Genomic DNA, 25,134 nt, shown 5'->3' with positions numbered 1-25,134 from the left:
CCTCCCCTTCAACTTGCTAAATTGATATTCTTATTCAACAGAGATAATGTAAGAATAGATAGGTTGTCCACCTTCGTGAACTTCAACCTCTGCGTCTGCATGATGCTGAGACAACCACTCGAGCAATGATTCCGTTTCCTCTTCCTTCGCATCCTCGCCCGTTAAAATCGTAATAATCTCGCCGCCATCTTCTAACATCTTGTCAAGGAGCCGCTCACAAGTTCCTGTCAACTCTTCAGTCGTGGCTACAATCTTGCCACCGGAAATCCCGATGAAATGGCCCGCCTTAATCTCCAAATCGTCCATGCTGGTGTCACGTACTGCATACGTCACTTGACCAGACTTCACATGAGCGATTGCACTTTGCATCAGCTCCGTGTTCGTTTCCACGGACTCTTCCTCTTGGAAGGCAAACGCAGCAGAGATCCCTTGTGGAATCGTCTTCGTCTCCAGTACAGTTACGTCACGCTCAACAATTTCTGCTGCCTGCTTCGCAGCCATAATAATGTTAGAATTGTTAGGCAAAATAAACAAATGCTGTGCCGTGATAGACTCAATCGCATCGATAAAGTCTTGTGTGCTAGGGTTCATTGTTTGTCCTCCGGACAACACGACGTCAATACCCAAGCTCTTGTAAATATCCGTGATGCCTTGCCCCATCGCTACAGCAATAAAGCCGTACGGAGCCATCTCATCTGCTGGAGGCTCTACCGCAACAGGCTCCGAAATAGAGCTTGTTACAGGCATATCTGCGAATACGTCAGCCATCGCAGATTCACCGTGTTCACCATGCAGCAATTCACGATGCTGCTCACGCATATTTAGGATATGAATCCGAATCAATTCTCCGTACTGCATAGCCAGATCCAACACTTCGCCAGGAAGGCGGGAATGTACATGAACCTTAACAATATCATCATCCGCAATCAGGATAATAGAATCGCCGTTCTTTGCTAGCGCTTTCTCGAACTCCTCTTCCTTGTAAGGACGCTTCGCTCCACGCGAAAGATCGATAAAAAATTCCATATCGTATAAAAATTCGATATCTTCCGTATGCAGCTTCGCTTGAGCCGATGTGTTCTGCTCGCGCTTAACCGTCTCTTTAACGACTGGAGCTGCGGGTGCCGCAGGTGATGTCATAGAGGGCACTTCGCTAGTATCCGCGACAAACTCCGTTGCCCCTCCTTCTAGGGAGCGGAGGAAGCCTTCGTAGATGTATACGAGACCTTGTCCACCTGAATCTACTACGCCTACCTGCTTTAACACCGGAAGCAAATCAGGGGTCTTGGCAAGTGCATCCTTTGCTCTTGCAACGACTTCGGCTACAAGCTCCCGAACGTCAGGTGTCCGACGTGCGATATGTACCGCGTGCTTGGCCGCTTCTTTGGCAACAGTAAGAATTGTCCCTTCGACAGGCTTTACAACGGCTTTGTAAGCCGTATCGACACCGCTTTGCAGCGCATTAGCGAATTGAACGGCATTCACCTCATCAAGTCCAGCTACACCGCGACTGAAACCGCGGAACAACTGGGACAAGATCACACCCGAGTTGCCACGAGCGCCCATAAGCAGTCCCTTGGACAACACCTCTGCCGTCTTGGCGATCGAGGCGGACATCTTAGCCTTCATCTCCGCCACTCCGGCCGTCATCGTTAAGTTCATATTAGTGCCTGTGTCTCCATCTGGTACCGGAAACACGTTAAGAGCATTAACGTACTCGGCATGGCGGTTAAGAGAGTCCGCACCGCTTAGCACCATATTGGCAAATTGGGTCCCATTTAAAGAACGCATGTTCAACGAAAATTCCCCTTCCTAGCTTAATACACGTACGTCCTGTACAAAAATATTTACCTGATCTACAGTAAGACCAATAACTTCGTTCAACACGTATTTCACTTTTACTTGGATGTTATGCGCTACCTCTGAAATCTTCGTTCCGTAACTAACGACAATATACAAATCTATATGCAGCGCATCCTGAACACGGCGAACTTCAACGCCACGTGTCAGGTTCTCGCGACCGAGCAATTCAGCTATACCATCTTTTAATTGCTTGCGCGAAGCCATGCCCACTAGACCGTAACATTCCATTGCGGCTGAACCTGCGATCACAGCGACGACTTCTTCGGAGATGCTTACTTTACCTAGTTCCATTCCAAGTTCAATGGCCATGGTTCGTTCACTCCTTTTTTGAGTATTATGGACTATTCACCATTGTACTATAAGAGAAAACAGAAATAAACAACAGAAATAAACAAAGTTATCGTTTCAGTTGACGAGGCAAATTAGCCTATGGTATGATATTTGAGTATTTGATTGTACGCTTGGTCGCTATGGGATAAGGAGGTGTTAGGCATGGCTCGCAAATGTTATATCACAGGTAAGAAACCTGGATCGGGTAACTTTAGATCACACGCGAACAACAAGACTCGTCGCTCTTGGGGCGTTAATGTTCAGAAAGTTCGCATCTTGGTCGATGGTAAACCGAAACGCGTATACGTGAGCACGCGCGCATTGAAGGCAGGTAAAGTGACTCGCGTCTAATCCCTAGCTTCAATATACAAAAAGCACCTGAACTCAAATCAGGTGCTTTTTTACGTGCGCGTGCCGAAACCCGTGTACATACACTTAACGTACGTGCCGCCTTTTAGTCATTTATACCGCTCTCGCGGAATAATCGTGTCGGATGGAAGGTGACGGATTCAGCAAAAGGGCCGCCTGCAACATCAGCTCTTGTTGAATGTGTTTAAGATCGCCTTCACAAATCCTCCCAGGAACTTAGGCAGCTTAAACGTATAAAATTTCATCTTCCACCCTCCTCGTTGTTCTCAATTATGCTTAAGAGCGAATATTGCCTTCCTTCTCAGTCCTCTTATCGCTCATTTCCGCCTATGCTGGAACTTCACGTTAACGAGGCCTATCGGAGGATGAGCACCTAGAAGATACGAAGCTACTCCGCTTCGAAAGCACAGATTTGGCTTATTCCCCTTTAGGAACGCAGTTCTCGCAACACATCCAAAGCTTCAGCGAACTTATACTTTCCTATCCGGACAAAAAAAGGTTACATGAGTCCATTGCTCATGTAACCATCATATGCCGAGTACGGGCATGGTATGCGTGTCACCACATCAATTCCCTAACTCCTCTGTCGCTGTCAACACTCAGGGCTTATCAACCCCCGTGCTCCAACAGTCTGACAGCCTTACAGCTAGCGAGACACCGCTAACATCAATTTACGAAGGCATCGGCATTTGTGATACCGTAATATATAACGACATAAAAATAAGAAACAACACCATGTAAAAGATAGAAAGCACAATAAAAGCAATTCTCATCTTTCGGGATTCAAATTTCCGGAAGAACCACACACCTGTAATAAGTGCTCCTACAGAGCTAAGCAAATTAAACGGCATCGGCAGAAATGCGTACCAGCCTACTAGTGTGCCGCACAGAAAGCTAAAAAAACCGGTTGTTAACGCTGTTCTCCATGTCATACGGTATCTCCCCTTTTCCGTACTCCTAGATGTGTGTGCCTGCTTGACGTATCGCTTGAATGGCTGTAGCACGATCCTTGCTGCCGTATACCGCGCTACCCGCAACAAGCACGTCTGCACCCGCCTCAACAACGGAACGGGCCGTTTCGGCTGTAATACCGCCATCCACTTCAATATGAAGGCCTTTATGCCCGCGTTGGTCGCTTAATTGTCTGAGGCGGCGAATCTTGTCTACACAATTGCTAATAAAACGTTGCCCGCCAAAACCTGGGTTAACCGTCATTACCAATGCCAAATCGATATCTGTAATCACTTCTTCAATTGCAGATAACGGCGTATGTGGATTTAACGCAACACCAGCCTGCACACCGTGTTCTTTAATCTGATAAATGACACGATGTAGATGCGAGCAAGCCTCTGCGTGGACTGTAATAATATCGGCTCCCGCTTTAGCAAAGTCAGCTACATATTTCTCAGGCTCCACTATCATTAAGTGCACGTCAAGCGGCAAATGAGTATGCGGCTTCACAGCCTGTACAGCCAACGGCCCAAACGTCAAGTTAGGCACAAATCGACCGTCCATCGCGTCAATATGTATCCAATCCGCTCCGCCTTGAGTGACATCGGCCACTTCCTCTCCAAGGCGTGAAAAATCTGCTGCTAATATCGATGGAGCAATCTTTAACATATTAATACCTCCGCTTTTTGTCTTTCATCTCTTCCAAGAAGAGGGTGTAATGATGATAACGCGAAGCTGCAATTTCACCTGTTTCCAACGCCTCTTTTACTTTACAGCCTGGCTCATGAGTATGCGTACAGCCACGGAACTTGCAGTCATCGGCATACTGCTGGAACTCCCGGAAACACGTCCCCAACTGCTCGACACCAAGCTCCAGAAAATCAAGTTGGCTAAAGCCCGGAGTATCCGCGATATAGCCTCCGCCTGGCAGTGCAATCAGCTCCACATGACGAGTGGTGTGCTTGCCTCTCCCCAAACGATGACTGATCTGATTCGTCTCAAGTGTAATGCCAGGAATCATAGCATTTAACAAAGACGATTTGCCTACGCCAGACTGGCCCGCAAACACACTGATATCGTGAGACAACTTCTGCTCCAGTTCTTGATAACCAAAGCCGTGTTTCGAACTAGTTACGATGACGTTATAGCCGATCTTACGATACGTCTTGATCTGCTGCTCCACTTCTTCACGCTGCCGCTCACCAATTGCAGCGGGAAGACGTTCTAGCAAGTCCCATTTGGTCAGCACAATGACCGCATCTAGTCCTGCATGTTCAATATGTACAAGAAACTTGTCCAGCAGCTGTGTATTAAAATCCGGCTCCAATACCGAAAATGCAAGCAGCGCAAGACCAACGTTAGCGATTGGCGGACGTATAAGTTCCGTGGAACGCGATCTAATCTCGTCAACCGTGCCTTCACCATTTTCAGTCAATGAGAAGACGACATGGTCCCCGACAAGCGGGGACACACCTCTCTTCTTAAATATACCTCTTGCTCGACACTGAACCGTTGCTTGCATCGATTCTCCGTCCGGTCGAACGTAATAATAGCCGCTCAGCGCCTTTACGATTAAACCTTCCGGCATACTTCATCCTCCAATGTCTGATGCTTCTTTATATTTAACCACCATTTGCTCCGGTGCCGACTCCAGTGTCCGTTCCAGCATTGCTGCCAGATTCGCCCCCTTGACCCGCTTCGCCCTCTGCATGTTGTCCATGACCTTCTTCCGCTTGGCCTGCCCCGCCATCTGGCTTGCCATCGACAGGATGCACTTCTGGAATAGGTACTGTACCTTGCTTCGCGTCCAAATAGGAGATTGGATACGTGTCAACGAATTTGCCATCACGATGTACTGAAACAACACCATCTTTATTAGGCGCTAGCACAAGCGGGATGGAGAAAACTTGAGTTGTATTAATCTTCTTTGAGCCCCACTCCGTGTTCTCGCCGCGCGCATCTGTATACACAATACGAATCGTGCTTGTCTTGCCTTCCTCCGCAGGAGCTACTGGCAAATTAAATGTATAGTTGATCGCTTCTGGAGGGTAGCCAGAGCTAACATAAATCTTTACTTCAGCACCTTTTATAACCGGATCATTCGGTTCATAAGGATATTGCTTAATTACAGAGCCCTGTGCAGCAAAGCTCGGTTCTTCTATAATACCATCTTTCGCCAATTTGAGTTGGCTTGCCTCGATCTGTGCTATCGCTGCATCTTTAGTTAATCCTACAAGGTTCGGCATAGCAAACGATTCCTTCCCCTTGCTGACATCAAGCTTTACGCTTCCTGTTTTAGGATCAATTTTCGCCCCTGCTTCCGGCATCATCCCTACAACAACACCAGTCTCCGCATGTTCATCGTACACGGCTTTATCCGAAATGTGAGAAATGTCAAAGCCCATTTCTAGCAGTTTTTTCACGGCATCGTTATACGTCAAACCTTTGAGGTCTGGCAATGGCTTCGTCGGCTCGCCGTCACTAACATACAATTTAATCGAGGACCCTTCCTTGACCATTGTCCCCTGCGCTTTGCTCTGATTGAACACAATTCCTTTCGCAAAACCTTCTTTAGGTTCTCGAATAATCGGGTCCTCCGCATGAATGCCAATTTTAGCAAGCTCTTGCAGCGCTGCTTCCTCTGTCATCTTGACTAGGTTTGGCAGTTTAACCTCATCAACCACAAGTAGACTTTTGACATAAAACACAACGCTGATCAAAATACCTAAAAATACAAGCGTAGAGCCAATCCAAATTGTTGGCTTCACCCATTTCTTAACGGGAGGCTTGTTAGAGCCATTCTTGTTTGTGCTGCTCTCCTCCCGCCCACTAGCACGCGCGGACAGACTACCAGGCGCTGCTGTTCTTGATTGGTCATAAGACGGTGCATAGCGCTCCTTGTCCGTACTTTGATAGTCTGCCGCCCCAGTAGCGACATCAGCACGAATAGCTGGCATTACACGCGTTTCCTGCTCATCGTCGAATACAGCACCACCGTTCGCAAATGTAACTTTAGGCTCATACATCCGCTCTGGTTGGAGACAAGTGTCAAGGTCGTTTAGCATTTCTTTGGCCGATTGATAACGTTCTATCGGATTTTTCCGCATCGATTTTAAAATAACATTTTCCACACTTTGCGGAATTAGTGGATTCACAAGCCTCGGCTCTTCAAAGGGCTCTTGCAAATGTTTTAAGGCTACACTAATCGGGCTTTCTCCAAGGAATGGAAGCTTGCCTGTTAACATTTGATACAGCACGATGCCAAGCGAATACAAATCAGACTTCTCGCCAGTCAGTACACCTTTGGCATGCTCTGGTGAAAAATAATGGACAGACCCTACCACAGAACCCGTCTGTGTGATCGTAGAAGAAGTAACTGCTCTTGCAATACCAAAATCTGTTACTTTTACACGGCCATTATTACCAATTAATATATTATGCGGCTTAATGTCGCGATGAATAATATGATTATGGTGTGCATGATCAAGCGCATCGCAAATTTGCATGGCAATACGCACAGCTTCGTCAGATTGCAGCGGTGCCCGCTCTTTAATAATTTCATTTAGATTATAGCCTTCCACGTACTCCATAACGATAAAATGAATATCTTCTTCTTGTCCCACGTCATAAACACTGACAACGTTAGGATGAGACAGCGAAGCCGCAGATTGCGCCTCACGGCGAAAACGCCGAATAAACTCCTCATCGTGTACAAACTGCTGTCGCAACACTTTAACTGCCACATAACGATTCAGCAGCACGTCAAGCGACTTGTACACCAATGCCATGCCCCCGCCACCAACGCGAGCAATAATCTCATATCTTCCAGCCAACGTAGTGCCAATCATGCGTTCCACCCCTCTTTCTCGGTGCCCGCACCTGATCCTTGCAAGAGCACTACCGTAACGTTGTCCTCTCCACCCGCTTCGATAGCCTGCTCTATCAAACGATCAGCTCTCACTTCTAGCGGTAAGGACGGGTCAATGACAGTAGACCAAATATCAGCTACACTCACCATATTGGTCAACCCATCGCTGCATAAGAGCAGTGACTCCCCTTCGGTTAACTGTAAAGCATTTAGATCTACTTGCACCTGGTTATCGGTGCCAAGCGCACGAGTCAGCACATTACGTCGTGGGTGCCGCTCTGCTTCTTCGGCCGATATTTGACCAGACTTCATTAATTCATAAACCAAGGAATGATCTTCCGTTAATTGCTGTATCCGGTTCCGATTAATTAGGTAAGCACGGCTGTCGCCAATATGGCCAATCACACCCGATTTCCCTTTCAAAAAAGCCGCCACAATGGTCGTGCCCATATGGTTGTATTTTTCATCCTGAGAAGCAATCTGATAGACCGTATCGTTAGCACGTAAAATAGCATGTTTTAGCGCCTGCCCGCGTTCATTCTCTTCTAAATGCTCTGGTAATGAGGATAGCTCCCTTACAACAGTATCTACCGCCAAGGTGCTTGCGATATCTCCTGCTTGATGTCCGCCCATACCGTCTGCTACTATTGCGAGCGTATAACCATTCGTAAGTATGCCTGTGTAGGCACGATCTTCATTTACTGCTCGGACCAGCCCAACATCGGATCGATCTACAGCTTTCATTTTGATCACCTCGCATTAGATTCCATATGCTTCGCACGCAACTGGCCACAAGCCGCTGCAATATCGTGTCCCTGCTCACGTCGAATCGTTGCATTAATTCCTTTATCCACCAGTTTATTGTAAAATTTAAATATTTCGTTACGAGGCGTACGCACATAGTCGCGCTCTGGGACGTAGTTAACCGGAATTAAGTTCACATGCGCCATCATGTCCATCCGCTTCAGCACGTCAGCTAGTTCTTCAGCATGCTCCACCTGATCATTAACACCGCCAATAAGCGCATACTCAAACGTAATCCGACGGCCAGTCTTGTCCTGATAATATTTGAGCGCATTCATAACGTCTTCAAATGGGAAACGACGGTTAACAGGCATTAGCTTCGAACGCAGCTTGTCGTTAGGAGCATGAATCGAAATCGCCAAATTAATTTGTGTATTTTCATCTGCAAACTTATAAATACTAGGCACGATTCCGCTTGTGGACACCGTAATATGACGCTGACCGATATGAAGACCTTTTTCCGAAATCATGATTCGTAAAAAGTCCATCGTTGCTTCGTAATTCTCAAATGGTTCGCCCGTGCCCATAATAACGATACTGCTCACACGCTCATTTGTTTCATCCAATATTTTCTGAGCTGCTACGACTTGGGCTACAATCTCTCCTGCTGTAAGATTACGCTTGAGCCCTCCTAAAGTAGAAGCACAAAACGTACAACCTACCCGACACCCTACTTGTGTCGTTACACAAACACTGTTGCCGTAGTTATGCTTCATCACGACGGTTTCGATTGCATGATCGTCATGCAGTCCAAATAAGAACTTTATCGTTCCATCCTGTGATTTCATATGGGTTATTTCTTTAAGTGTTACAAACTGGAATTGCTCGTTCAACTTGGTGCGCAGCGACTTCGACAGGTTGGACATCTGCTCAAAATCGGTCACTCGCTTCACATAAATCCAGTCAAAAATTTGTCCGGCACGAAATGCCGGCTCATCGTTCTCCTTCAGCCACTCCTGCAGCTTGTCAAACGACAGATCGTATATAAATGGTTTCATTAATTATCACACTACCTATTCTGTTATAGCTTACAACGATTATATGAAGAATCTAACTCTGCTATCATAACGTTGCAGTCGATTTATTTTACCACAAATGGCAAGTTTGCAAAAACAACTCTACCCAACTAACAAAACCCGCACCATACAGGGTCCTTGCAGTCCCTTACAGCGCGGGTTCTCGTTATCATCATCTATGAAGCTGTTGCTGTGTATCCTGTTACTCGCGCTGTAAACACGCGATAAAGAACCCATCGGAGTCGGCATCATGCGGCAGCACTTGCAGCATTCCTGCCGAGCTGCGCGCCAGCGCAGCCGCAAGCTTGTCCGCTGGCAAATGAAGCTTCCACGAATCATCAAGGCTCCATTTCGTATGCTGCTGAAGAAATTGACTAACCACCTCATCATTTTCCTCATGCTCGATCGTACAAGTGGAATAGACAAGTCTGCCTCCTGGACGAACTAGCTTAGCGGCCTCCTGAATCAAGCGGCTCTGTAGGGTTGCGATCGAAGCAACGTCTTGCGCATCCTTGCGCCACTTCAAATCCGGCTTGCGGCGAATAACACCAAAACCGGTACAAGGCGCGTCAAGCAGAACCACGTCAAAGCTCGCTTCAGGCAGTCGTTGGCTTAATGTCGCCGCATCCACATTGATCGTTTGTACAGCAGACAAGCCAAGGCGAGACGCCTGCTCTGCAATAAGAGCTATTTTGTGCGCATGCACATCGTTAGCGACAATTTCACCTTGATTGCCCATGCGCTCTGCGATATGCATCGTCTTACCGCCAGGGGCTGCACAGCAATCCAGTATACGCATGCCCGCGGTTGGACGCACAGCCTCAACCACTAGCATGGAACTTTCATCCTGTACGGATAGCTTACCCTCCTGATACCAGGAGGTCTGCGCCAAGTTCCCAACGCCGTACCCGATTATACCGTCAGGGCTAAGTGCAGACGGCATAACCTCCAATCCAAGCTCGCTCATCTCCTCAAGCAGCAGCTCGCGAGTGCCGTACAGACGATTCACTCGACCACTCGCATGTGGCGCTTCATTGTTAGCAGCACATAGGCGAGCTGTCTCCTTCTCGCCGTAAGTCCTAACCCAGCGTGCAACAAGCCATTGCGGATGCGAATGATTCCATGCGATAAGCTCAACCGCATTGGCATTTTGGGGTGCATCCCATACTTGCAGATCACGCATAACCCCACGCAGCACACCGTTCACAAATCCAGCCATCGCTTGTTGCCCACGCCGCTTCGCAATAGCTACCGCTTCATTAACTGCCGCATGAGCAGGAATACGATCCAAATACTGCAATTGGTACAAGCTCATGCGAAGTAGGTTACGCATCCAAGGCTTTAGCTTGCCCGTCCCTTTGGCCACTTTGCGCGCAAGCACACCATCTATTGTGTTAAGCCGCTGAATTGTGCCATATACAAGCTCAGTAGCGAGCCCCGCATCGACACGTTCCAGCTTTGCTTCGTTTAGCGCCTCGTTGAGCTGCAAATTGCTATAAGACTGTTCTTTGTCGACCATAATCAGCACATCCAGTGCTACCTCACGTGCTGTCTTTCGTCTAGGGCGTGCTTCTGTTCCTTTGTGGCTCACAACAGCACCGTCCCTGGTGTCATTTTGCCTCCACGAACAAAGTCTCGAACTGACATCGCCTTTTTGCCCGCAGGCTGCACTTCAGTTAACCAAATAGAAGCGTCACCCGTCTTCACTTCGATCCCGTCTTCACTTACCGTCAGCACGGTGCCAGGTACTGCATCAAGCTTAGCAGTAATGCTAGTGTCAGCATCTGAAGTTACAGGGACTGCCGTCGCCCATACCTTAAACACTTCTTCGTTCCAAGTTGTAAACGCACCTGAGAAAGGAACAAGCCCCCTCACCTGATTAAACAGCTCACGTGTAGAACGTGTCCAATCCAATCTTTCATCTTCTCGCTTCAGATTCGGTGCATAAGTCGCAAGCGTCTCATCCTGAGCTTCTGCTTGTACAGAACCGGCCAGCAGCTCTGGCAAGGTGCGACGCAGCAGTTCGGCTCCTTCCGTGCTAAGCTTATCAAACAAAGTCCCTGCGTTGTCGGCATCCGTAATCGGCACTTCTACACGGCTGATCATATCACCAGTGTCCATTCCTTCTGCCATGTACATAATGGTGACGCCGGTTTTAGGCTCGCCATTCATGATGGAACGCTGAATTGGCGCACCACCACGGTAGCCCGGCAGTAAGGAGCCATGTACATTAATACAGCCTTGACGTGGAATGTCGAGCAGCGCTTTAGGCAAAATTTGACCATACGCTGCCGTTACGATCAGATCAGGAGCCAATTCACGAATATGCTCAATAGTTTCTGAGGTACGGAGCTTCTCTGGCTGCCATACCGTAGTGATCCCGTTATCCAATGCCGCTTGCTTGACTGGAGTAGGCGTCAGCACGCGTTTGCGGCCCACTGGGCGGTCCGGTTGTGTAACAACCGCCGCCACTGTGTAACCTTCAGTCAGCAGCATTTGCAGGGAAGGCACCGCAAATTGCGGTGTGCCCATAAATACGATTTTTGTCATGCGACTACTCCTTGCCTTGACGCTGAATTTCATATACGCTGTCCGCAATCGACGTAAACAGAATACCGTTCAGATGGTCAATTTCATGTTGGAATGCGCGTGCTAGGAAGTCTTCTGCAATCATTTCGAATACTTCACCATTACGATCCATGCCCTTTACTTTAATTTTCTGATGACGTCGCACATCACCATTTAGACCTGGAATGCTGAGACAGCCTTCAGGACCGAGTTGTTCCCCTTCCATCTCTACCAGTTCTGGATTTACCATTTCAATAAGTCCGTTGTCGTCTCCGACATCTACAACGATTACACGCTTTAGTACTCCGATTTGTGGTGCAGCCAGCCCCACACCTTCCGCATCGTACATCGTATCTGCCATATCGTCGAGAAGCTTGTGCAGATTTGCGTTAAATTTGGTTACTTCTTTCGCTACTTCATGGAGAACCGGGTCCGGCTCGTGTACAATAATACGAATTGCCATGTTAAAGCACCGTCCTTTTTAGTATCTATTTACGTTATACCCTTATCTATATGGGCATAAATGAGCAGTTATCATTGTGTAAGCGCAGTCGCTCCGATTACATGACTTTGCTCATAACAAGTGATCAACCGGAAAAGTTTATCTCTGCCTTTAGATTAGATTTAATTCAGATTCTGATCAGTTTAACATCAAATTTAAATCACACTTAAGTCAAATATAGCATACATGAACATCTTCACGCTTATCACATCATCATCTGCGGATCTATGTCTACACTAAACAATACTCCCTGTTCACGTGACATCGGTTCAAGCGTTGCAAGCACCTCGGCCATTAGTGCCGACAAATCAATATCTCCCTTGCATTTAACAGTGCATTGGAACCTGTATTTGTTCTTAATGCGTGGTATCGGAGACGCGACTGGCCCAAATACGTCAACCGCGTTTACAGCAGTGTGTAGTGGCATCAGCCACCCTTGACGTTCCGCAAGCTCCTTGATTCGTATGGCCGCGTTCTCTGCAGCTCTGACTAACAGCGGAAGCTGTTCATGTGTCATGGTAAGCAGCGCGAGCCGGCAAAAAGGTGGCACAAGTTGTGTCCGACGATGACGCAGCTCATCAGAGGCAAAGCCGCTGTAATCATGCTGTGACGCATGATTGATCGAGTAATGTTCAGGTGCATATGTTTGCACAACCACCTCACCTGGAAGATGATGTCTGCCTGCACGACCTGCAACTTGAGTGAGCAGTTGGAACGTCTTCTCAGCCGCCCTAAAATCCGGCATGTGCAATGCAGAATCAGCAGCAATGACGCCTACGAGCGTGACGTAAGGGAAATCTAATCCTTTTGCAACCATTTGCGTGCCAAGCAGTACATCAGCTCGCCGTTCACGAAACTGCTGCAACATTCGCTCATGCGATCCCTTCTCCGTTGTCGTATCTACGTCCATTCGGATGACTCGAATACCTGGAAAACGGCGAGCCAGTTGTTCTTCGACCCGCTGTGTGCCTGTTCCAAAAAAGCGAATATGCTCACTCTCGCAAGAGGGGCACACGGAAGGCGCACGTTCTGTATACCCACAGTAATGGCAGCGCATGTGCTCTGTCTTCATATGATAGGTCAACGAGATGTCACATTCTGGACATTGGGCCACGTATCCGCACGTTCGGCACATCACAAATGTAGAATAGCCCCTCCGATTTAAGAGCAGCACAGTTTGCTCGCCTCGTTCTAATCTAGCTTCCAACGCCGCTTCTAGCTGTTGGCTGAACATAGAGCGATTGCCTACTTTAAGCTGCTCACGCATATCAACGATGGTGACGGGAGGCAGTTCCCGACCCTCTACACGAGTAGGCATCGCAAGTGGAGCCAGCTTCCATCTCGGTCGTTCCAAACCTTGCGGAATGTCATCATAACGATCCATCTTCGCAGCATAATAAGATTCCATAGAAGGTGTTGCGGAACCGAGCACTACCACCGCGTCATGCAGTCTAGCACGCTCAATGGCTACATCACGAGCATGATACTTTGGTGTTTCTTCCTGCTTATAGGAGGTTTCATGTTCCTCATCAATAATAATAAGACCTATATGCCGAAAAGGTGCAAATACGGCTGATCGTGCACCAATCGCCACCTGTACACGACCTTCTCTAATCTTGCGCCATTCATCATACCGCTCTCCTTGGGAAAGGCGACTGTGCATCACGGCGACCCTTGAGCCGAATCTGCCCTTAAACCGTTCTACCATCTGAGGAGTCAACGATATTTCAGGTACGAGCACAATCGCCTCTTTACCAGCTTTCAGACTCCGTTCAATCGCTTGTAAGTAAACTTCTGTCTTCCCACTCCCAGTAACCCCGTGCAGCAAGAAGGAACGGGCCTTGCCTTCCTCTAACGCTAAAGCCAACTGATTAAACACGGATTGTTGCTCTTCCATCAATGGTAAAGGATCTGACGGCTTAAATCTTCGATCTGCGTAAGGGTCTCGCAGCACTTCAACTTCATCGATGATAACTATGCCTTTGTCAGCAAGTGCTTTAACGGCCGTTGCATTTAAATCTTTAAGCGGCATTTCTCCATCCATCAACAACAGCATTTCCAGCGTCTCTCGCTGGCGCTTTGCTTTCAGTGACGCCATAAATGATTCCACTTCAGCAGACGGCAGATGCAAGGATACTCGTTTTAGTTTCTTGACTCCGATACGATCTCTAATTCGTTCTGTCTCCACTAACCATCCCGCCAGCAACGAAGCCTTAATCGCTCTTGCCGCATAGGGATAGGCCTGCAATAGCTTATCAGTAACTACAGGCTCATGTTCCTTGACATAATAAAGAAGCCTTCTGACAGTCGGCTCGTCAAGCATCGACTGCGACAACCATCCGATTAGTGTCTGGTCTCCCACATCCCGATGGTCCCCGCCATCTCTTGTTTCTGCTTCTGCTTCGCTGATGCCGCATGGCTGAGGCCCTTCTTCTTCCCAATCTGTCAATCGAGATTGGGTTGATGTTAAATAAGCCCTTGCTTCTTCCCCAAGCCGAAGCGCTTTCTCACTCTTCCCTTTTAAAGCACTGGGAATCATAACTTGGAGCGCTGCCGTATGTGTACACACATATTGATGACTCATCCATTCCGCCAGCATCACCAAATCCGCAGGTAATGGCGGAATGAGATCGAGCACTTGTTGGACAGCCTTTAAGCGTGCAGAAGGAATGTCTGTGCCTACTGTCAGCCCGATTACAAAGCCCTGCACAGTTCTTGGCCCAAATGGCACTCCTACACGGCTGCCCACTTCAATCCAAGGACGCATCGATTCAGGCACGCTATAATCAAAAGGACGATTCGTCTGCTTACTCGGTATATCCACAATGACACGAGCAATCCATGTTCCTTCACCCGTCTCCACTTTCGCTCCCGCAGCTTGATCAAAGCTCTGCTTGAACAAGAGTTCATCATTCAACCGCCTGCACCTCTTGTACGATGCGTTCTATAGCCAGCTCCATAATACGATGGGCAATTGCTGACTTTGAAGTCAACGCGATAGATTCTACCAGACCATTACGATCATATATTTGCACTTCATTATTGTCTGTTCTAAAGCCAGCATCATCACGAGATACGTCATTGGCGACGATAAGATCGCAGTTTTTGCGTCGCAGCTTGTCCATTGCATATCGCTCAACATCATTCGTCTCAGCAGCAAAACCGATTAATACTTGCTGCTGCTTCTGTTTACCTAACGTTGCCAAAATATCAGGATTACGCTCTAATTCGAGCATCAACCTGTCCGCTGTCTTCTTCATTTTCTGCTCTGCACGTATGACAGGTTTATAATCCGCCACTGCGGCAGCCTTTACAACCACATCAGCAGTCGGGAACAGCTCCAATACAGCATCATACATGTCTTGAGTAGATTCTACTCGAACCAAATGTACACCTTCAGGAGGCTCAACCTGTGTCTGTCCCGCAATCAAGGTGACTGTAGCTCCCATATCACGAGCAGCTGCTGCCACCGCGAAGCCCATTTTACCAGAAGAATCGTTCGTAATATAACGTACTGGATCGATTCGTTCAACAGTACCACCCGCCGTAACGATAACCGCGCGGCCCGTTAATGGCTTTTGCTGTTCTTGCAGTGCACCCACAACATTTGATAGCCTATCGCCACGAGAGCCATCAGCAAAAAAACGTTCAACCTGTTCAACAATGTATTCTGGCTCAGCCAGACGTCCCTTGCCAACATATCCGCAAGCAAGCAGTCCTTCACCAGGCTCCACCATAAATACGCCTCGTTCACGCAGCGTATTCATATTTTGCTGAACAGCCGGATGGGCATACATATGAACATTCATTGCCGGAGCGACCATAATCGGCGCAGTTGTCGCCAGTAAAGATGTAGACAGCATATCGTCAGCTAACCCATAGGCCATCTTTGCGATAATGTTGGCGGTCGCTGGGGCAATAAGAAACAAATCTGCACTGTCGGCCAAATGGATGTGTGATACAACAGAGGGATCACGTTCATCAAAGGTGTCCGTGTACACTGGCTGCCGCGACAACGTCTGTAGCGTCAGCTCCGAGATGAACTGAGTAGCGCCCTTCGTCATGATCACATGAACTGTAGCCCCCGCCTGGGTCAACTTGCTGCAAAGCGCTGCCGCTTTATAAGCAGCAATCCCTCCAGTTATGCCTAGCACAATCGTCTTCCCGTGCAACATAAGCTCCCGCCTTTCGTGATCTAAATCTATTCAAGCTGTACACCAAGACTCGATTCATGACCATTAGTTGTATATAAATACTAGCTATATTAATCACGGTCTCCATATGCAATAGTAATTGTTTTGTAGAGCTCTGTATAACCTAACCTCGGTTAAAGAACCGTCGTCCAAATGAAAAAAATAACAACCTTGCGGTTGTTTGATGTTCTTCATCATAAGTGCCGTAGGGCGGCACATGTATTTCAATGCATCCTGCACTGCGATGCAATGCAGCGGCCAACCAAAAATGGTCACCTGACGTGAATTAAACCGTCGTTTCTGGGCAACAAGGCTGTCCTGTTGTGTCACACTATTATACATGCGAGAGCATCGCCTACTGAATCTCCCGCAGGTGATTCAATACGCGATGCTCCTGCAGCCTTATTGCTGTTGAGGATCCTGCTCGATACGAATAAATTCATCGTAAATTTCTTCGAGCGCCATACCTACATATTTGTGAGATTTCGGCTGCAACAGTTCCGAACGCTCTCCTTCACGAAGCTGACGTGCACGACGAGAAGCAGCAACAACCAAAGAATACTTACTGTCGGCTTTTCTCACCAATTCATCGATAGATGGATATAACATAGTTCCGCACCCCTTTAGCAAATTCAAACCGTGAGAAGGCACACTTGAAAAGTGCGCCTTCCTAAAGTCTACGCGGTAGACTTAAATTTTACAATGTTCGGCAATAATAATACTTTCTATACGCTTGCAAGCCATATCGATCTCATCATTAACGACAGCATAATCATAATGCTCCATTAACGCAATCTCTTCAATCGCAACATTCATACGATGGTCAATAACTGTTTCATTTTCCGTGCCACGACCAATAATTCGATCCTTAAGCTCGTCCAGCGACGGCGGCAAGAGGAAAATAAAAATGCCATCTGGAAACTTCTCCTTGACCTTCAATGCACCCTGCACTTCAATCTCAAGAATAATATCCTTCCCTTGTTCCAACGTCTTGTCGACGAATTCACGTGGTGTGCCATAGTAGTTACCTACGTATTCTGCGTACTCAAGCAGCGCATCCTCTTCAATCATACGAAGGAAATGGTCACGTGACTTAAAAAAGTAATTCACGCCATCTACTTCGCCAAGTCGAGGCTGACGCGTAGTAGCCGACACCGAATACGTCAGATTCGATGTCTTCTTCAGCAATGCTTTACATACCGTCCCTTTGCCAACACCGGATGGACCGGACAGTACAATCAATAAACCCTTCTTCATGTTCGTCTCCATTTTATTCGTCGTTGTCGTCATCCTTCGTTGATAAGCGATGCGCTACCGTCTCCGGTTGAACCGCCGATAAAATGACATGGTCGCTGTCCGTAATGATAACTGCGCGCGTACGGCGTCCGTAAGTCGCGTCGATCAGCATATGTCGGTCACGTGCTTCTTGGATAATACGCTTGATCGGAGCCGATTCCGGACTCACAATCGAAATAATACGGTTGGCAGATACGATGTTACCAAAACCGATATTAATCAGCTTAATCGCCATTCCTGGTCCTCCTCTAGTTCGACGCTCCATGTTACTCCATGTTCGCTACTTGCTCGCGAATCTTCTCTAACTCTGCCTTCATCTCGACTACCCGATTAACCAGTTCCAGATGGTTCGCCTTAGAACCTATCGTGTTCGTCTCGCGATTCATCTCCTGTATCAGGAAATCAAGCTTCCGGCCAATCGGTTCGTTGCTTGAGAGCAGTTGGTTGAATTGCTGTAAATGACTCTTCAGCCTCGTTAGTTCTTCATCGACGTTGGAGCGCTCCGCAAAAAGCGCGACCTCCATACCGTACTTCGCATCATCAAACGTAAGATGCTGATCAGCCAGTTGCTCGAGTCGCTGCTTCAGCTTCGCTCGATAATCCGTTACAACTACGGGCGCCCATTCCACTAACTCGGCATGAATGGCTTCAAGTCGGGCCAGTCTTTCCTTCGTATCCTGCTCCAAGTGACTGCCTTCCATTGCACGCATCCGGCATAAACCTTCCAATGCTTCGCTTAATCCGTCCTCCAAGCAAGCTTGCAACTGTTCATCAGACAAAGTCGTCACTTCACGAACCGTCATCACATCTGGCAAACGCAGCAGTTCATTCACATCTACATGACCAGACATGCCGTACTTCTGACGAAGCTGCTCAGCTGCTTGCATGTATGCATCAACAACTTGCATGTTGATTTCAACCGAACTTGTGGATTCGCCTGCACGCTCTTTGTTAATAAAGACGTCTACACGACCGCGAACGATTCGCTGCTGCACCATACGACGCAACCGATCTTCGTAACAAGTCCATTCCCGCGGCATTCGAACCACGATCTCGCTGTATCGATGATTTACGGATTTCATTTCCATACTAATCTTATATCCACCGATTTCTTGGGCGGATTGACCATATCCGGTCATACTGAAAACCATCGGAACCACATCCATTATTCTATTCTAATTCATTATGTTAGTCGAAACAAGGGGTCGGCCGGGCGTTCCGCTTTTTCCCATACATAGGATGTTAATTCAACAGTCATCTCATAGAACATAAACGGAGTAATTAAATAGATACCATTAAAATGCTTCATAGCTTCCTCTAGCAGCTCCTTGGCAATCTCAACTCCGACTTTTCGCCCAGCCGCCCCCTCTAGTCCAGCCATACGGGCACGAACCTCATTCGATAACGTAATGCCTGGTACCTCGTTATGGAGATATTCAGCATTTCTTCCACTTGCAAGCGGCATAATTCCAATAAAAATCGGAATATTTAAGTGACGCGTAAGCTCACCAATACGAGCGATCAGTTCTACATCATACACAGGCTGGGTCATTATATAATCGGCCCCTGCTTCAATTTTGCGTTCGAGGCGATCAACTGCTTTTTCTAAATACTTCACGTTAGGGTTAAATGCTGCGCCAACAACAAAATTAGCGCGCTGCTTGAGCGGTTTGCCTGAGAACGCTACTCCTGCATTCAGTTGTTTAATCATTCTTATGATCTCAAATGAAGTTAAGTCGTACACAGAACTGGAATCGGGCAAATCTCCGAACCGCGCAGGGTCTCCTGTGACAGCAAGCACATGATCAATATCAAGCGCATCCAACCCCATCATATGGGATTGTGTGCCGATTAAGTTGCGGTCACGACACGCAATATGAATTAAGGGCCGAATTTGCGCTTCTTTTTGAACCAAATGACCAAGCGCCAAATTGCTCATACGAGTCACAGCAAGCGAATTGTCAGCTAACGTAACAGCATCCGCGCCCGCAAGCTTAAGCGCATGAGCGCCTTTCATAAACTTGGCGATATCCAGATCACGTGGCGGGTCAAGCTCCACAATAACGGTATGACGCTTCGCGACCAGATCAACGATACTGTCTTCGCGCTTTACGCCATCATGGCGATTTCGATCTTGAGTAGATACCGCACCGCCAACTTCAAGCGGTGAACCACTGCTTGTTACCGCCTCGTCCTCTACCAATAAACTGATGTCAGGCAGCTCTTCTGCCTTTACTTGACTTAATGCATCCGCAATAGCTCGAATATGACTAGGTGTCGTTCCGCAGCAGCCGCCAATAATACGAGCACCTTGCTTAGCGAACTCCACCGCACTTTGTGCCATGTATTCTGCAGAGGCAACAAAGTTATAGCGACCGTCTACATAATCCGGTAAACCTGCGTTCGGGAAAGAAGACATTGGCAGACCAACACGCCCAGTCACCGATTCGAACGCACGTAATATACCGTTAGGTCCCATGCGACAGTTCAAACCAACAATGTCCGCTCCATCTTCGCGCAAAACACGGAATGCTTCTGCAAGCGTAAATCCATCCTTTGTTCGATAGGATTCTTCTACTGCAAATTGACAGACTGTCGGAACCTGTGCATCCAAACGACGTGTAATTTGTAATGCCAGCCTCATTTCTTCCAGGTCATAGAAGGTCTCAAACATAATACCGTCCACGCCTTCTTCTAGCATGGCGGAGATTTGCTCTTCGTAATCTCGCGCGACTAGTGAGGTATGAATATTTTCTCGCTTCCCTGCACGAATGGAGCCAAGAGCACCAACCACATAAGCTTTACCTTGTGCAGCTTCACGCGCCAGGCGAACGCCCGCTCTATTAATCTCTTTGACTTTAGATTCCAGTCCATGCTTATACAATTTCTCACGGTTTGCTGTAAAGGTATTAGTCTCTAGCAACTGCGCCCCTGCTTCTACATACTCGCGATGTATGTTACGGATAACGTCCGCTTCCGTAATGTTAAGTGCCTCATAAGATATCCCTACTGGGTAACCAAAATGATATAAATACGTTCCCATTGCACCATCACCAACGATAATCCCCTGCTGCACAGCTTGCCTTAAATCCTTCAGTTTCCCTGTCATATGAGCCACCCCACTCCACACTATTGGACACCTATATATTTATGAACAAAAGACGCCCCGAGCGGGGCGTCACGCTTCACATACATCATCGGGCAACTAGAGCTGGAATGGATTACCCAACCTACTGCCCGTTCGACTTCTTTCCATTATACCGCTTTATTCCCAATAATGCGTTAAAAAAATAGCTTGGCATGGATCTATTTTTAACGATTTGCTTTGACCCATTGGCCTGTAAATACAAATTCAGCAGGTCCTGTCATGTAAACATGATGATCCTCTTCGTTCCATTCGATAAACAAATCCCCACCAGCAAGCGATATCGTAGCCTTACGCTCGGTGTTGTCGTTTAGCACGCTTGCTACAAGTGTTGCACAAGCGCCTGTTCCACAAGCAAGCGTAGGCCCTGCGCCACGTTCCCACACCCGCATATCTACAAAATCACGACGCTGAACAGTTGCAAATTCAACGTTGATCTTGCGCGGGAATAGTGGATGCTGTTCCAATAGAGGGCCCCACCGCTGTACATCAAAAGTAGTTGCGTCCTCGACGTAAATTACACAATGGGGATTGCCCATCGATACCGCTGTAAAATGAAACGTATGGCCCGCAACTTCAACAGGCACATTCACTACTGACTTCGCATCAATTGTAGTGGGAATGTGGAGTCCATCGAGAATTGGCGTCCCCATATCTACGCGGACCGACTGCACAATGTTGTTGTCCCTATTAAGCTGAACCTGCTGCACACCTGCGCCAATCGTCTCAATCGTCAGCTCGTCTGCTGTAATATAGCCATTATCTGCTACGTATTTGGCTACACAACGGATCGCATTACCGCACTGTTCTGCTTCAGTACCGTCAGAATTAATAATTCTCATTTTAAAATCGGCACGCTCAGATGGCAAAATATATACAAGACCGTCAGCACCGATACCAAAGTATCGATTACAAGTCTCTATTGCAAGCTGTGATACTTGATCAGGCAACGCTTGTTCACCATATACCACGATAAAGTCATTTCCAAGACCGTTCATCTTCGTAAATTGCATCGACGTTCACTCCCTCTACTCCGCCGCATATCGTCAATGTGTCTAGCCCTTATTTAAAGCCAAAGAGATTAATCTCCTCTATTCACATCAGATAACTAGATATGCAACTTATAAAGTAAGGATAACGTAAAAGGACAAAAATGTATATTGATGAACTGAAAAAATGTTTGCACTTTATCACGTAAAATAAGCAGGCCAACGAATATTTAAGCCGCGCGACGGTGCGATGGATAAGTCGCCTTTCTCCGCCTATTGATCGACTTCTTGCCAGACCATACGGACCCGATGCCAAGCAAGAAAGTAGGAATTCCGGCCATTACAAATGTGATGGCCCAATCACGTAACCCTAGCGGAACCGTTTTGAATATAGGCTGAAGCTGCTCAATATACAAGACTCCAAGCAGGAGCAGCACGGATGATAGCACCGCCAGCACCAAATATTTATTTTGGAACAAATTACGATGGAATATAGAACGCGAGCTGCGGCAATCAAACACATGAATAAGCTGCGCCATAACGAGTGTTGCAAAAGCAACCGTCTGCGCCTTCATCAATTGCTCAGCGCTGTTCGGATTGGCGTTAAGCGTCAACCAGAAGGCAGCTAACGTACAAATGCCGATCAGCAAGCCGCGGCTAATAATTTTCCAGCCAAGCCGTCTTGCAAATATGTTTTCCTTTGCTGAACGCGGCCGATGCTCCATCAAATCTTTCTCTGCTTGATCTACACCAAGCGCCATTGCCGGCAAACCATCTGTCACCAAGTTCACCCACAATATTTGAATTGGGATAAGCGGCAGCGGCAGTCCTAACATCATCGCAAAAAACATCACTAATATTTCGCCGACGTTAGACGCAAGCAAATAACGGATAAACTTGCGAATATTTTCGTATATGCCCCTGCCTTCTTCAATTGCAGAGACAATCGTTGCAAAGTTATCATCACTTAAAATTAGGGCGGAAGCTTCCTTGGTCACGTCTGTGCCCGTTATACCCATCGCAATGCCGATATCTGCCGCTTTAATGGCAGGCGCGTCGTTAACACCGTCCCCCGTCATCGCTACGACGTGCCCTTGTCGTTGAAGTGACTTCACAATACGCAATTTATGTTCCGGTGATACTCGTGCATACACATAAATTTGATCAACTACTTTATCCAAGTCTTCATCCGTCATGTGGGCTAACTGTGCGCCATTTACAGCAATACCGCCTTTTGGCACGATACCTAATTGACCTGCGATAGCCTCGGCTGTTAATTGATGGTCGCCCGTAATCATCACCGTTTTAATGCCTGCTCTGCGGCATTGGCTGATCGCATCACGCACCTCACGCCGCGGCGGATCAATCATGCCAGCCAACCCTACAAATATGAGCTGCGACTCAACAGCATTCTCGTTGTCCACCTGCTCACTCGGCTTTAGCTCACGGTAAGCTGTGCCAAGCACACGCAACGCTTGCTTTGCCATCTGCTCATTAGCAGCCTGCGCCCTTTGTTTGAGGCTGCCTGTAAAGGGAACTACTTTGCCATCCCACAATACATACGCGCAGCGATCCATTAGTACATCTGGCGCGCCTTTAGTAAACAAAATACTGCCACCCTGATGCTTAACAACGACCGACATCCGTTTTCGTTCCGAATCAAATGGCAGCTCCTGCACACGTTGATAGGCGCTGCCAATTGAAGATGCCGTCACACCCAGTTTGGCTGCCATAACAAGCAAAGCCCCTTCTGTTGGGTCCCCCTTTATACCCCACACAGGCTGAACTTCTTCACGTCCCTTTCGCTTAGCACCTTTACCCGACTTCGTCAACTCTGCTTCCTCTGGATAAACTTCATCCAGTATCGCATTGTTACATAACGCACTAATTTGTAACAGACGACGAAGCTGCTGATCATTTTTCAAATCCAACGGTTGACCTTGTTCTGTAATATGACCTATCGGCTCATATCCCTCGCCGCTCACTTCAAGTGTTCGACCGCCCAGCCACAAGTTGGTAACAGTCATCTTGTTTTGTGTCAGCGTACCTGTTTTGTCTGAACAAATGACAGAGGCACATCCCAAAGTTTCAACAGACGGCAATTTGCGCACAATCGCTTTACGTTTGATCATCCGCTGCACCCCCAGTGCCAGCGCAATGGTCACTATCGCTGGCAACCCCTCGGGAATAGCCGCCACCGCCAAACTTACGCCCGCCAAAAACATACCTAGCGCTGGCTGACCATGCATAATACCTGCCACAACGACCATAACGGTTAGTGCCAAAGCAACGATAATCAAAATTTTCCCCAACTGCTCCAAACGATGCTGCAATGGAGTCTCCATCGACTCTGTGCTGTCGATCAAATGAGCAATCTTGCCCATCTCGGTGTCCATGCCTGTCCGCACAACGATACCTCTGGCTGTGCCACGGGACATCATCGTACCCATAAACCCGATATTTTTCATATCCCCCAATGGAATATCATCCCGATTGATAGCCTCAAAATGTTTATTAACGGGCACTGATTCACCTGTTAATGCCGATTCCTCTACATAACAACTGTTTGTTTCCAACCAACGAATATCAGCGGGCACACGGTCTCCACTCTCCAATACCACTATATCCCCAGGCACAAGCTCTCTTGCTGGCAGATGATGAAGTTGACCAGAGCGAATCACTTTGGCGATCGGAGCTGATAACTGCTTCAGTGCACGAAGCGAGCGCTCCGCCCGGAATTCTTGAACGAAGCCAAGCACCCCATTTAAAATGATAATGGCAATAATCGTAACTGCATCTAAATATTCGCCAAGTATACCAGATACAAGCGTCGCCCCCGCCAGTACAAGCACCATAAAATCTTTAAACTGATTCAAAAATAATGCCAAGGGGGATATTCGTTTACCTTCCGACAGCTCGTTAGCTCCATAGCGTTGTTGACGTTGTACGGCTTCTTCATCTGAAATTCCTTGGTCTGCGTGGACGCCCAGCGTATCCAGCAGTTGTGTACACGTCAGCCGGTGCCACTTGATTTGTTCCATGTTCCGTTCCCCTTTCTACCCCATTGTGCTGCACCGATGATTTGGTTTGAATCTCCTATTCCTAAACAGCGTAGTTACCGTGAGGAACTATTCAAGTGCTCATACGGACAGCCTTTAGATTAAAGTTATTCGGACGAGACTAAAAATATCCCAATCTAAAAACGGACTCTTAAGTTTTGCTTGAAAGTATGGCATCATA

General features: G+C 47.6%; 22 protein-coding genes. 1 reads left to right on the top strand and 21 read right to left on the bottom strand.

Translation table 11 applies throughout. The annotated features are described in order from the left end of the window. Positions 1-30: 30 nt before the first annotated feature. A complete protein-coding gene (locus tag H509_RS0110670; RefSeq protein ID WP_051287110.1) occupies positions 31-1,758 on the bottom strand; it encodes a DAK2 domain-containing protein in 1,728 nt (575 codons plus the stop codon). Between the two features lie 54 nt (positions 1,759-1,812). Continuing rightward, complete coding sequence (locus tag H509_RS0110665; protein WP_028545072.1) at positions 1,813-2,172, bottom strand: Asp23/Gls24 family envelope stress response protein; 360 nt, start codon at positions 2,170-2,172, stop codon at positions 1,813-1,815. A 183-nt stretch (positions 2,173-2,355) separates the two neighbouring features. Here H509_RS0110665 and rpmB point away from each other — a divergent pair, with 183 nt between their 5' ends. Next, entirely contained in the window at positions 2,356-2,544 is a 189-nt protein-coding gene (gene rpmB, locus H509_RS0110660) for a 50S ribosomal protein L28 (protein ID WP_028545071.1), read from the top strand. 182 nt (positions 2,545-2,726) lie between these two features. On the opposite strand, the gene spoVM is transcribed toward rpmB, so the two are convergent. The 19 genes from spoVM to H509_RS0110565 all read right to left on the bottom strand — a co-directional run bounded on the left by spoVM (position 2,727) and on the right by H509_RS0110565 (position 24,935). After that, entirely contained in the window at positions 2,727-2,807 is an 81-nt protein-coding gene (gene spoVM, locus H509_RS24925) for a stage V sporulation protein SpoVM (RefSeq protein ID WP_036696910.1), read from the bottom strand. Between the two features lie 426 nt (positions 2,808-3,233). Next, positions 3,234-3,494 carry a hypothetical protein gene (locus tag H509_RS0110650; protein WP_028545070.1) on the bottom strand — a complete coding sequence of 87 codons (261 nt, stop codon included), beginning with the start codon at positions 3,492-3,494 and terminating at the stop codon, positions 3,234-3,236. A gap of 25 nt (positions 3,495-3,519) precedes the next feature. Beyond that, positions 3,520-4,182 (bottom strand): ribulose-phosphate 3-epimerase, encoded by a 663-nt coding sequence (gene rpe, locus H509_RS0110645; RefSeq protein WP_028545069.1) that lies wholly within the window; start codon positions 4,180-4,182, stop codon positions 3,520-3,522. 1 nt (position 4,183) lies between these two features. After that, on the bottom strand, positions 4,184-5,101 hold the full coding sequence (gene rsgA, locus H509_RS0110640; RefSeq protein WP_028545068.1) for a ribosome small subunit-dependent GTPase A: 918 nt from the start codon (positions 5,099-5,101) through the stop codon (positions 4,184-4,186). Positions 5,102-5,135: 34 nt separating this feature from the next. Then, on the bottom strand, positions 5,136-7,361 hold the full coding sequence (gene pknB, locus H509_RS24920) for a Stk1 family PASTA domain-containing Ser/Thr kinase (RefSeq protein WP_036696909.1): 2,226 nt from the start codon (positions 7,359-7,361) through the stop codon (positions 5,136-5,138). After that, positions 7,358-8,125, bottom strand: coding sequence for a Stp1/IreP family PP2C-type Ser/Thr phosphatase (locus H509_RS0110630; protein WP_028545067.1), 768 nt, complete (start codon positions 8,123-8,125; stop codon positions 7,358-7,360). The genes pknB and H509_RS0110630 overlap by 4 nt, the downstream gene beginning before the upstream one ends. Positions 8,126-8,130: 5 nt before the next feature. Further along, positions 8,131-9,183, bottom strand: coding sequence for a dual-specificity RNA methyltransferase RlmN (gene rlmN / locus H509_RS0110625; RefSeq protein WP_028545066.1), 1,053 nt, complete (start codon positions 9,181-9,183; stop codon positions 8,131-8,133). A gap of 220 nt (positions 9,184-9,403) precedes the next feature. Then, a complete protein-coding gene (gene rsmB, locus H509_RS0110620; RefSeq protein ID WP_028545065.1) occupies positions 9,404-10,792 on the bottom strand; it encodes a 16S rRNA (cytosine(967)-C(5))-methyltransferase RsmB in 1,389 nt (462 codons plus the stop codon). Beyond that, positions 10,789-11,751, bottom strand: coding sequence for a methionyl-tRNA formyltransferase (gene fmt, locus H509_RS0110615; protein WP_028545064.1), 963 nt, complete (start codon positions 11,749-11,751; stop codon positions 10,789-10,791). Before fmt ends, rsmB begins: the two co-directional genes overlap by 4 nt. Positions 11,752-11,755: 4 nt before the next feature. Then, the gene (def, locus tag H509_RS0110610) at positions 11,756-12,232 is read right to left on the bottom strand and encodes a peptide deformylase (protein WP_028545063.1); all 477 of its coding nucleotides are present in this window, start codon (positions 12,230-12,232) and stop codon (positions 11,756-11,758) included. Between the two features lie 244 nt (positions 12,233-12,476). Then, positions 12,477-15,134 carry a primosomal protein N' gene (gene priA / locus H509_RS0110605; protein WP_028545062.1) on the bottom strand — a complete coding sequence of 886 codons (2,658 nt, stop codon included), beginning with the start codon at positions 15,132-15,134 and terminating at the stop codon, positions 12,477-12,479. Positions 15,135-15,180: 46 nt separating this feature from the next. After that, entirely contained in the window at positions 15,181-16,446 is a 1,266-nt protein-coding gene (gene coaBC / locus H509_RS0110600; RefSeq protein WP_028545061.1) for a bifunctional phosphopantothenoylcysteine decarboxylase/phosphopantothenate--cysteine ligase CoaBC, read from the bottom strand. Between the two features lie 420 nt (positions 16,447-16,866). Beyond that, a complete protein-coding gene (gene rpoZ, locus H509_RS0110595) occupies positions 16,867-17,073 on the bottom strand; it encodes a DNA-directed RNA polymerase subunit omega (RefSeq protein ID WP_028545060.1) in 207 nt (68 codons plus the stop codon). 81 nt (positions 17,074-17,154) lie between these two features. Further along, a complete protein-coding gene (gene gmk, locus H509_RS0110590) occupies positions 17,155-17,721 on the bottom strand; it encodes a guanylate kinase (RefSeq protein WP_028545059.1) in 567 nt (188 codons plus the stop codon). 13 nt (positions 17,722-17,734) lie between these two features. Then, complete coding sequence (gene remA, locus H509_RS0110585; RefSeq protein WP_005548256.1) at positions 17,735-17,995, bottom strand: extracellular matrix/biofilm regulator RemA; 261 nt, start codon at positions 17,993-17,995, stop codon at positions 17,735-17,737. A gap of 31 nt (positions 17,996-18,026) precedes the next feature. Continuing rightward, positions 18,027-18,911 (bottom strand): YicC/YloC family endoribonuclease, encoded by an 885-nt coding sequence (locus H509_RS0110580; RefSeq protein ID WP_028545058.1) that lies wholly within the window; start codon positions 18,909-18,911, stop codon positions 18,027-18,029. Positions 18,912-18,943: 32 nt separating this feature from the next. After that, positions 18,944-20,869, bottom strand: coding sequence for a bifunctional homocysteine S-methyltransferase/methylenetetrahydrofolate reductase (locus H509_RS0110575; RefSeq protein WP_036696907.1), 1,926 nt, complete (start codon positions 20,867-20,869; stop codon positions 18,944-18,946). Positions 20,870-21,072: 203 nt separating this feature from the next. Next, positions 21,073-21,918, bottom strand: a complete 846-nt coding sequence (gene dapF / locus H509_RS0110570) for a diaminopimelate epimerase (RefSeq protein WP_028545056.1) — start codon at positions 21,916-21,918, stop codon at positions 21,073-21,075. A gap of 206 nt (positions 21,919-22,124) precedes the next feature. Next, a complete protein-coding gene (locus tag H509_RS0110565; RefSeq protein ID WP_028545055.1) occupies positions 22,125-24,935 on the bottom strand; it encodes a calcium-translocating P-type ATPase, SERCA-type in 2,811 nt (936 codons plus the stop codon). Between the last annotated feature and the right edge of the window lie 199 nt (positions 24,936-25,134).

It is taken from the genome of Paenibacillus taiwanensis DSM 18679, from assembly GCF_000425125.1.
Taxonomy (GTDB): Bacteria; Bacillota; Bacilli; order Paenibacillales; family Paenibacillaceae; genus Paenibacillus_B; species Paenibacillus_B taiwanensis.
This window is presented reverse-complemented; position numbering and strand designations above follow the sequence as displayed.

What these genes read in the sequence shown, in the direction of transcription:
- H509_RS0110670 (WP_051287110.1), bottom strand. Translation starts at nt 1,758, where the DNA reads ATGGTGCTAAGCGGTGCGGACTCTCTTAACCGCCATGCCGAGTACGTT.
- H509_RS0110665 (WP_028545072.1), bottom strand. Translation starts at nt 2,172, where the DNA reads ATGGCCATTGAACTTGGAATGGAACTAGGTAAAGTAAGCATCTCCGAA.
- rpmB (WP_028545071.1), top strand. Translation starts at nt 2,356, where the DNA reads ATGGCTCGCAAATGTTATATCACAGGTAAGAAACCTGGATCGGGTAAC.
- spoVM (WP_036696910.1), bottom strand. Translation starts at nt 2,807, where the DNA reads ATGAAATTTTATACGTTTAAGCTGCCTAAGTTCCTGGGAGGATTTGTG.
- H509_RS0110650 (WP_028545070.1), bottom strand. Translation starts at nt 3,494, where the DNA reads ATGACATGGAGAACAGCGTTAACAACCGGTTTTTTTAGCTTTCTGTGC.
- rpe (WP_028545069.1), bottom strand. Translation starts at nt 4,182, where the DNA reads ATGTTAAAGATTGCTCCATCGATATTAGCAGCAGATTTTTCACGCCTT.
- rsgA (WP_028545068.1), bottom strand. Translation starts at nt 5,101, where the DNA reads ATGCCGGAAGGTTTAATCGTAAAGGCGCTGAGCGGCTATTATTACGTT.
- pknB (WP_036696909.1), bottom strand. Translation starts at nt 7,361, where the DNA reads ATGATTGGCACTACGTTGGCTGGAAGATATGAGATTATTGCTCGCGTT.
- H509_RS0110630 (WP_028545067.1), bottom strand. Translation starts at nt 8,125, where the DNA reads ATGAAAGCTGTAGATCGATCCGATGTTGGGCTGGTCCGAGCAGTAAAT.
- rlmN (WP_028545066.1), bottom strand. Translation starts at nt 9,183, where the DNA reads ATGAAACCATTTATATACGATCTGTCGTTTGACAAGCTGCAGGAGTGG.
- fmt (WP_028545064.1), bottom strand. Translation starts at nt 11,751, where the DNA reads ATGACAAAAATCGTATTTATGGGCACACCGCAATTTGCGGTGCCTTCC.
- def (WP_028545063.1), bottom strand. Translation starts at nt 12,232, where the DNA reads ATGGCAATTCGTATTATTGTACACGAGCCGGACCCGGTTCTCCATGAA.
- coaBC (WP_028545061.1), bottom strand. Translation starts at nt 16,446, where the DNA reads ATGTTGCACGGGAAGACGATTGTGCTAGGCATAACTGGAGGGATTGCT.
- rpoZ (WP_028545060.1), bottom strand. Translation starts at nt 17,073, where the DNA reads ATGTTATATCCATCTATCGATGAATTGGTGAGAAAAGCCGACAGTAAG.
- gmk (WP_028545059.1), bottom strand. Translation starts at nt 17,721, where the DNA reads ATGAAGAAGGGTTTATTGATTGTACTGTCCGGTCCATCCGGTGTTGGC.
- remA (WP_005548256.1), bottom strand. Translation starts at nt 17,995, where the DNA reads ATGGCGATTAAGCTGATTAATATCGGTTTTGGTAACATCGTATCTGCC.
- H509_RS0110580 (WP_028545058.1), bottom strand. Translation starts at nt 18,911, where the DNA reads ATGGTTTTCAGTATGACCGGATATGGTCAATCCGCCCAAGAAATCGGT.
- H509_RS0110575 (WP_036696907.1), bottom strand. Translation starts at nt 20,869, where the DNA reads ATGACAGGGAAACTGAAGGATTTAAGGCAAGCTGTGCAGCAGGGGATT.
- dapF (WP_028545056.1), bottom strand. Translation starts at nt 21,918, where the DNA reads ATGCAATTTACGAAGATGAACGGTCTTGGAAATGACTTTATCGTGGTA.
- H509_RS0110565 (WP_028545055.1), bottom strand. Translation starts at nt 24,935, where the DNA reads ATGGAACAAATCAAGTGGCACCGGCTGACGTGTACACAACTGCTGGAT.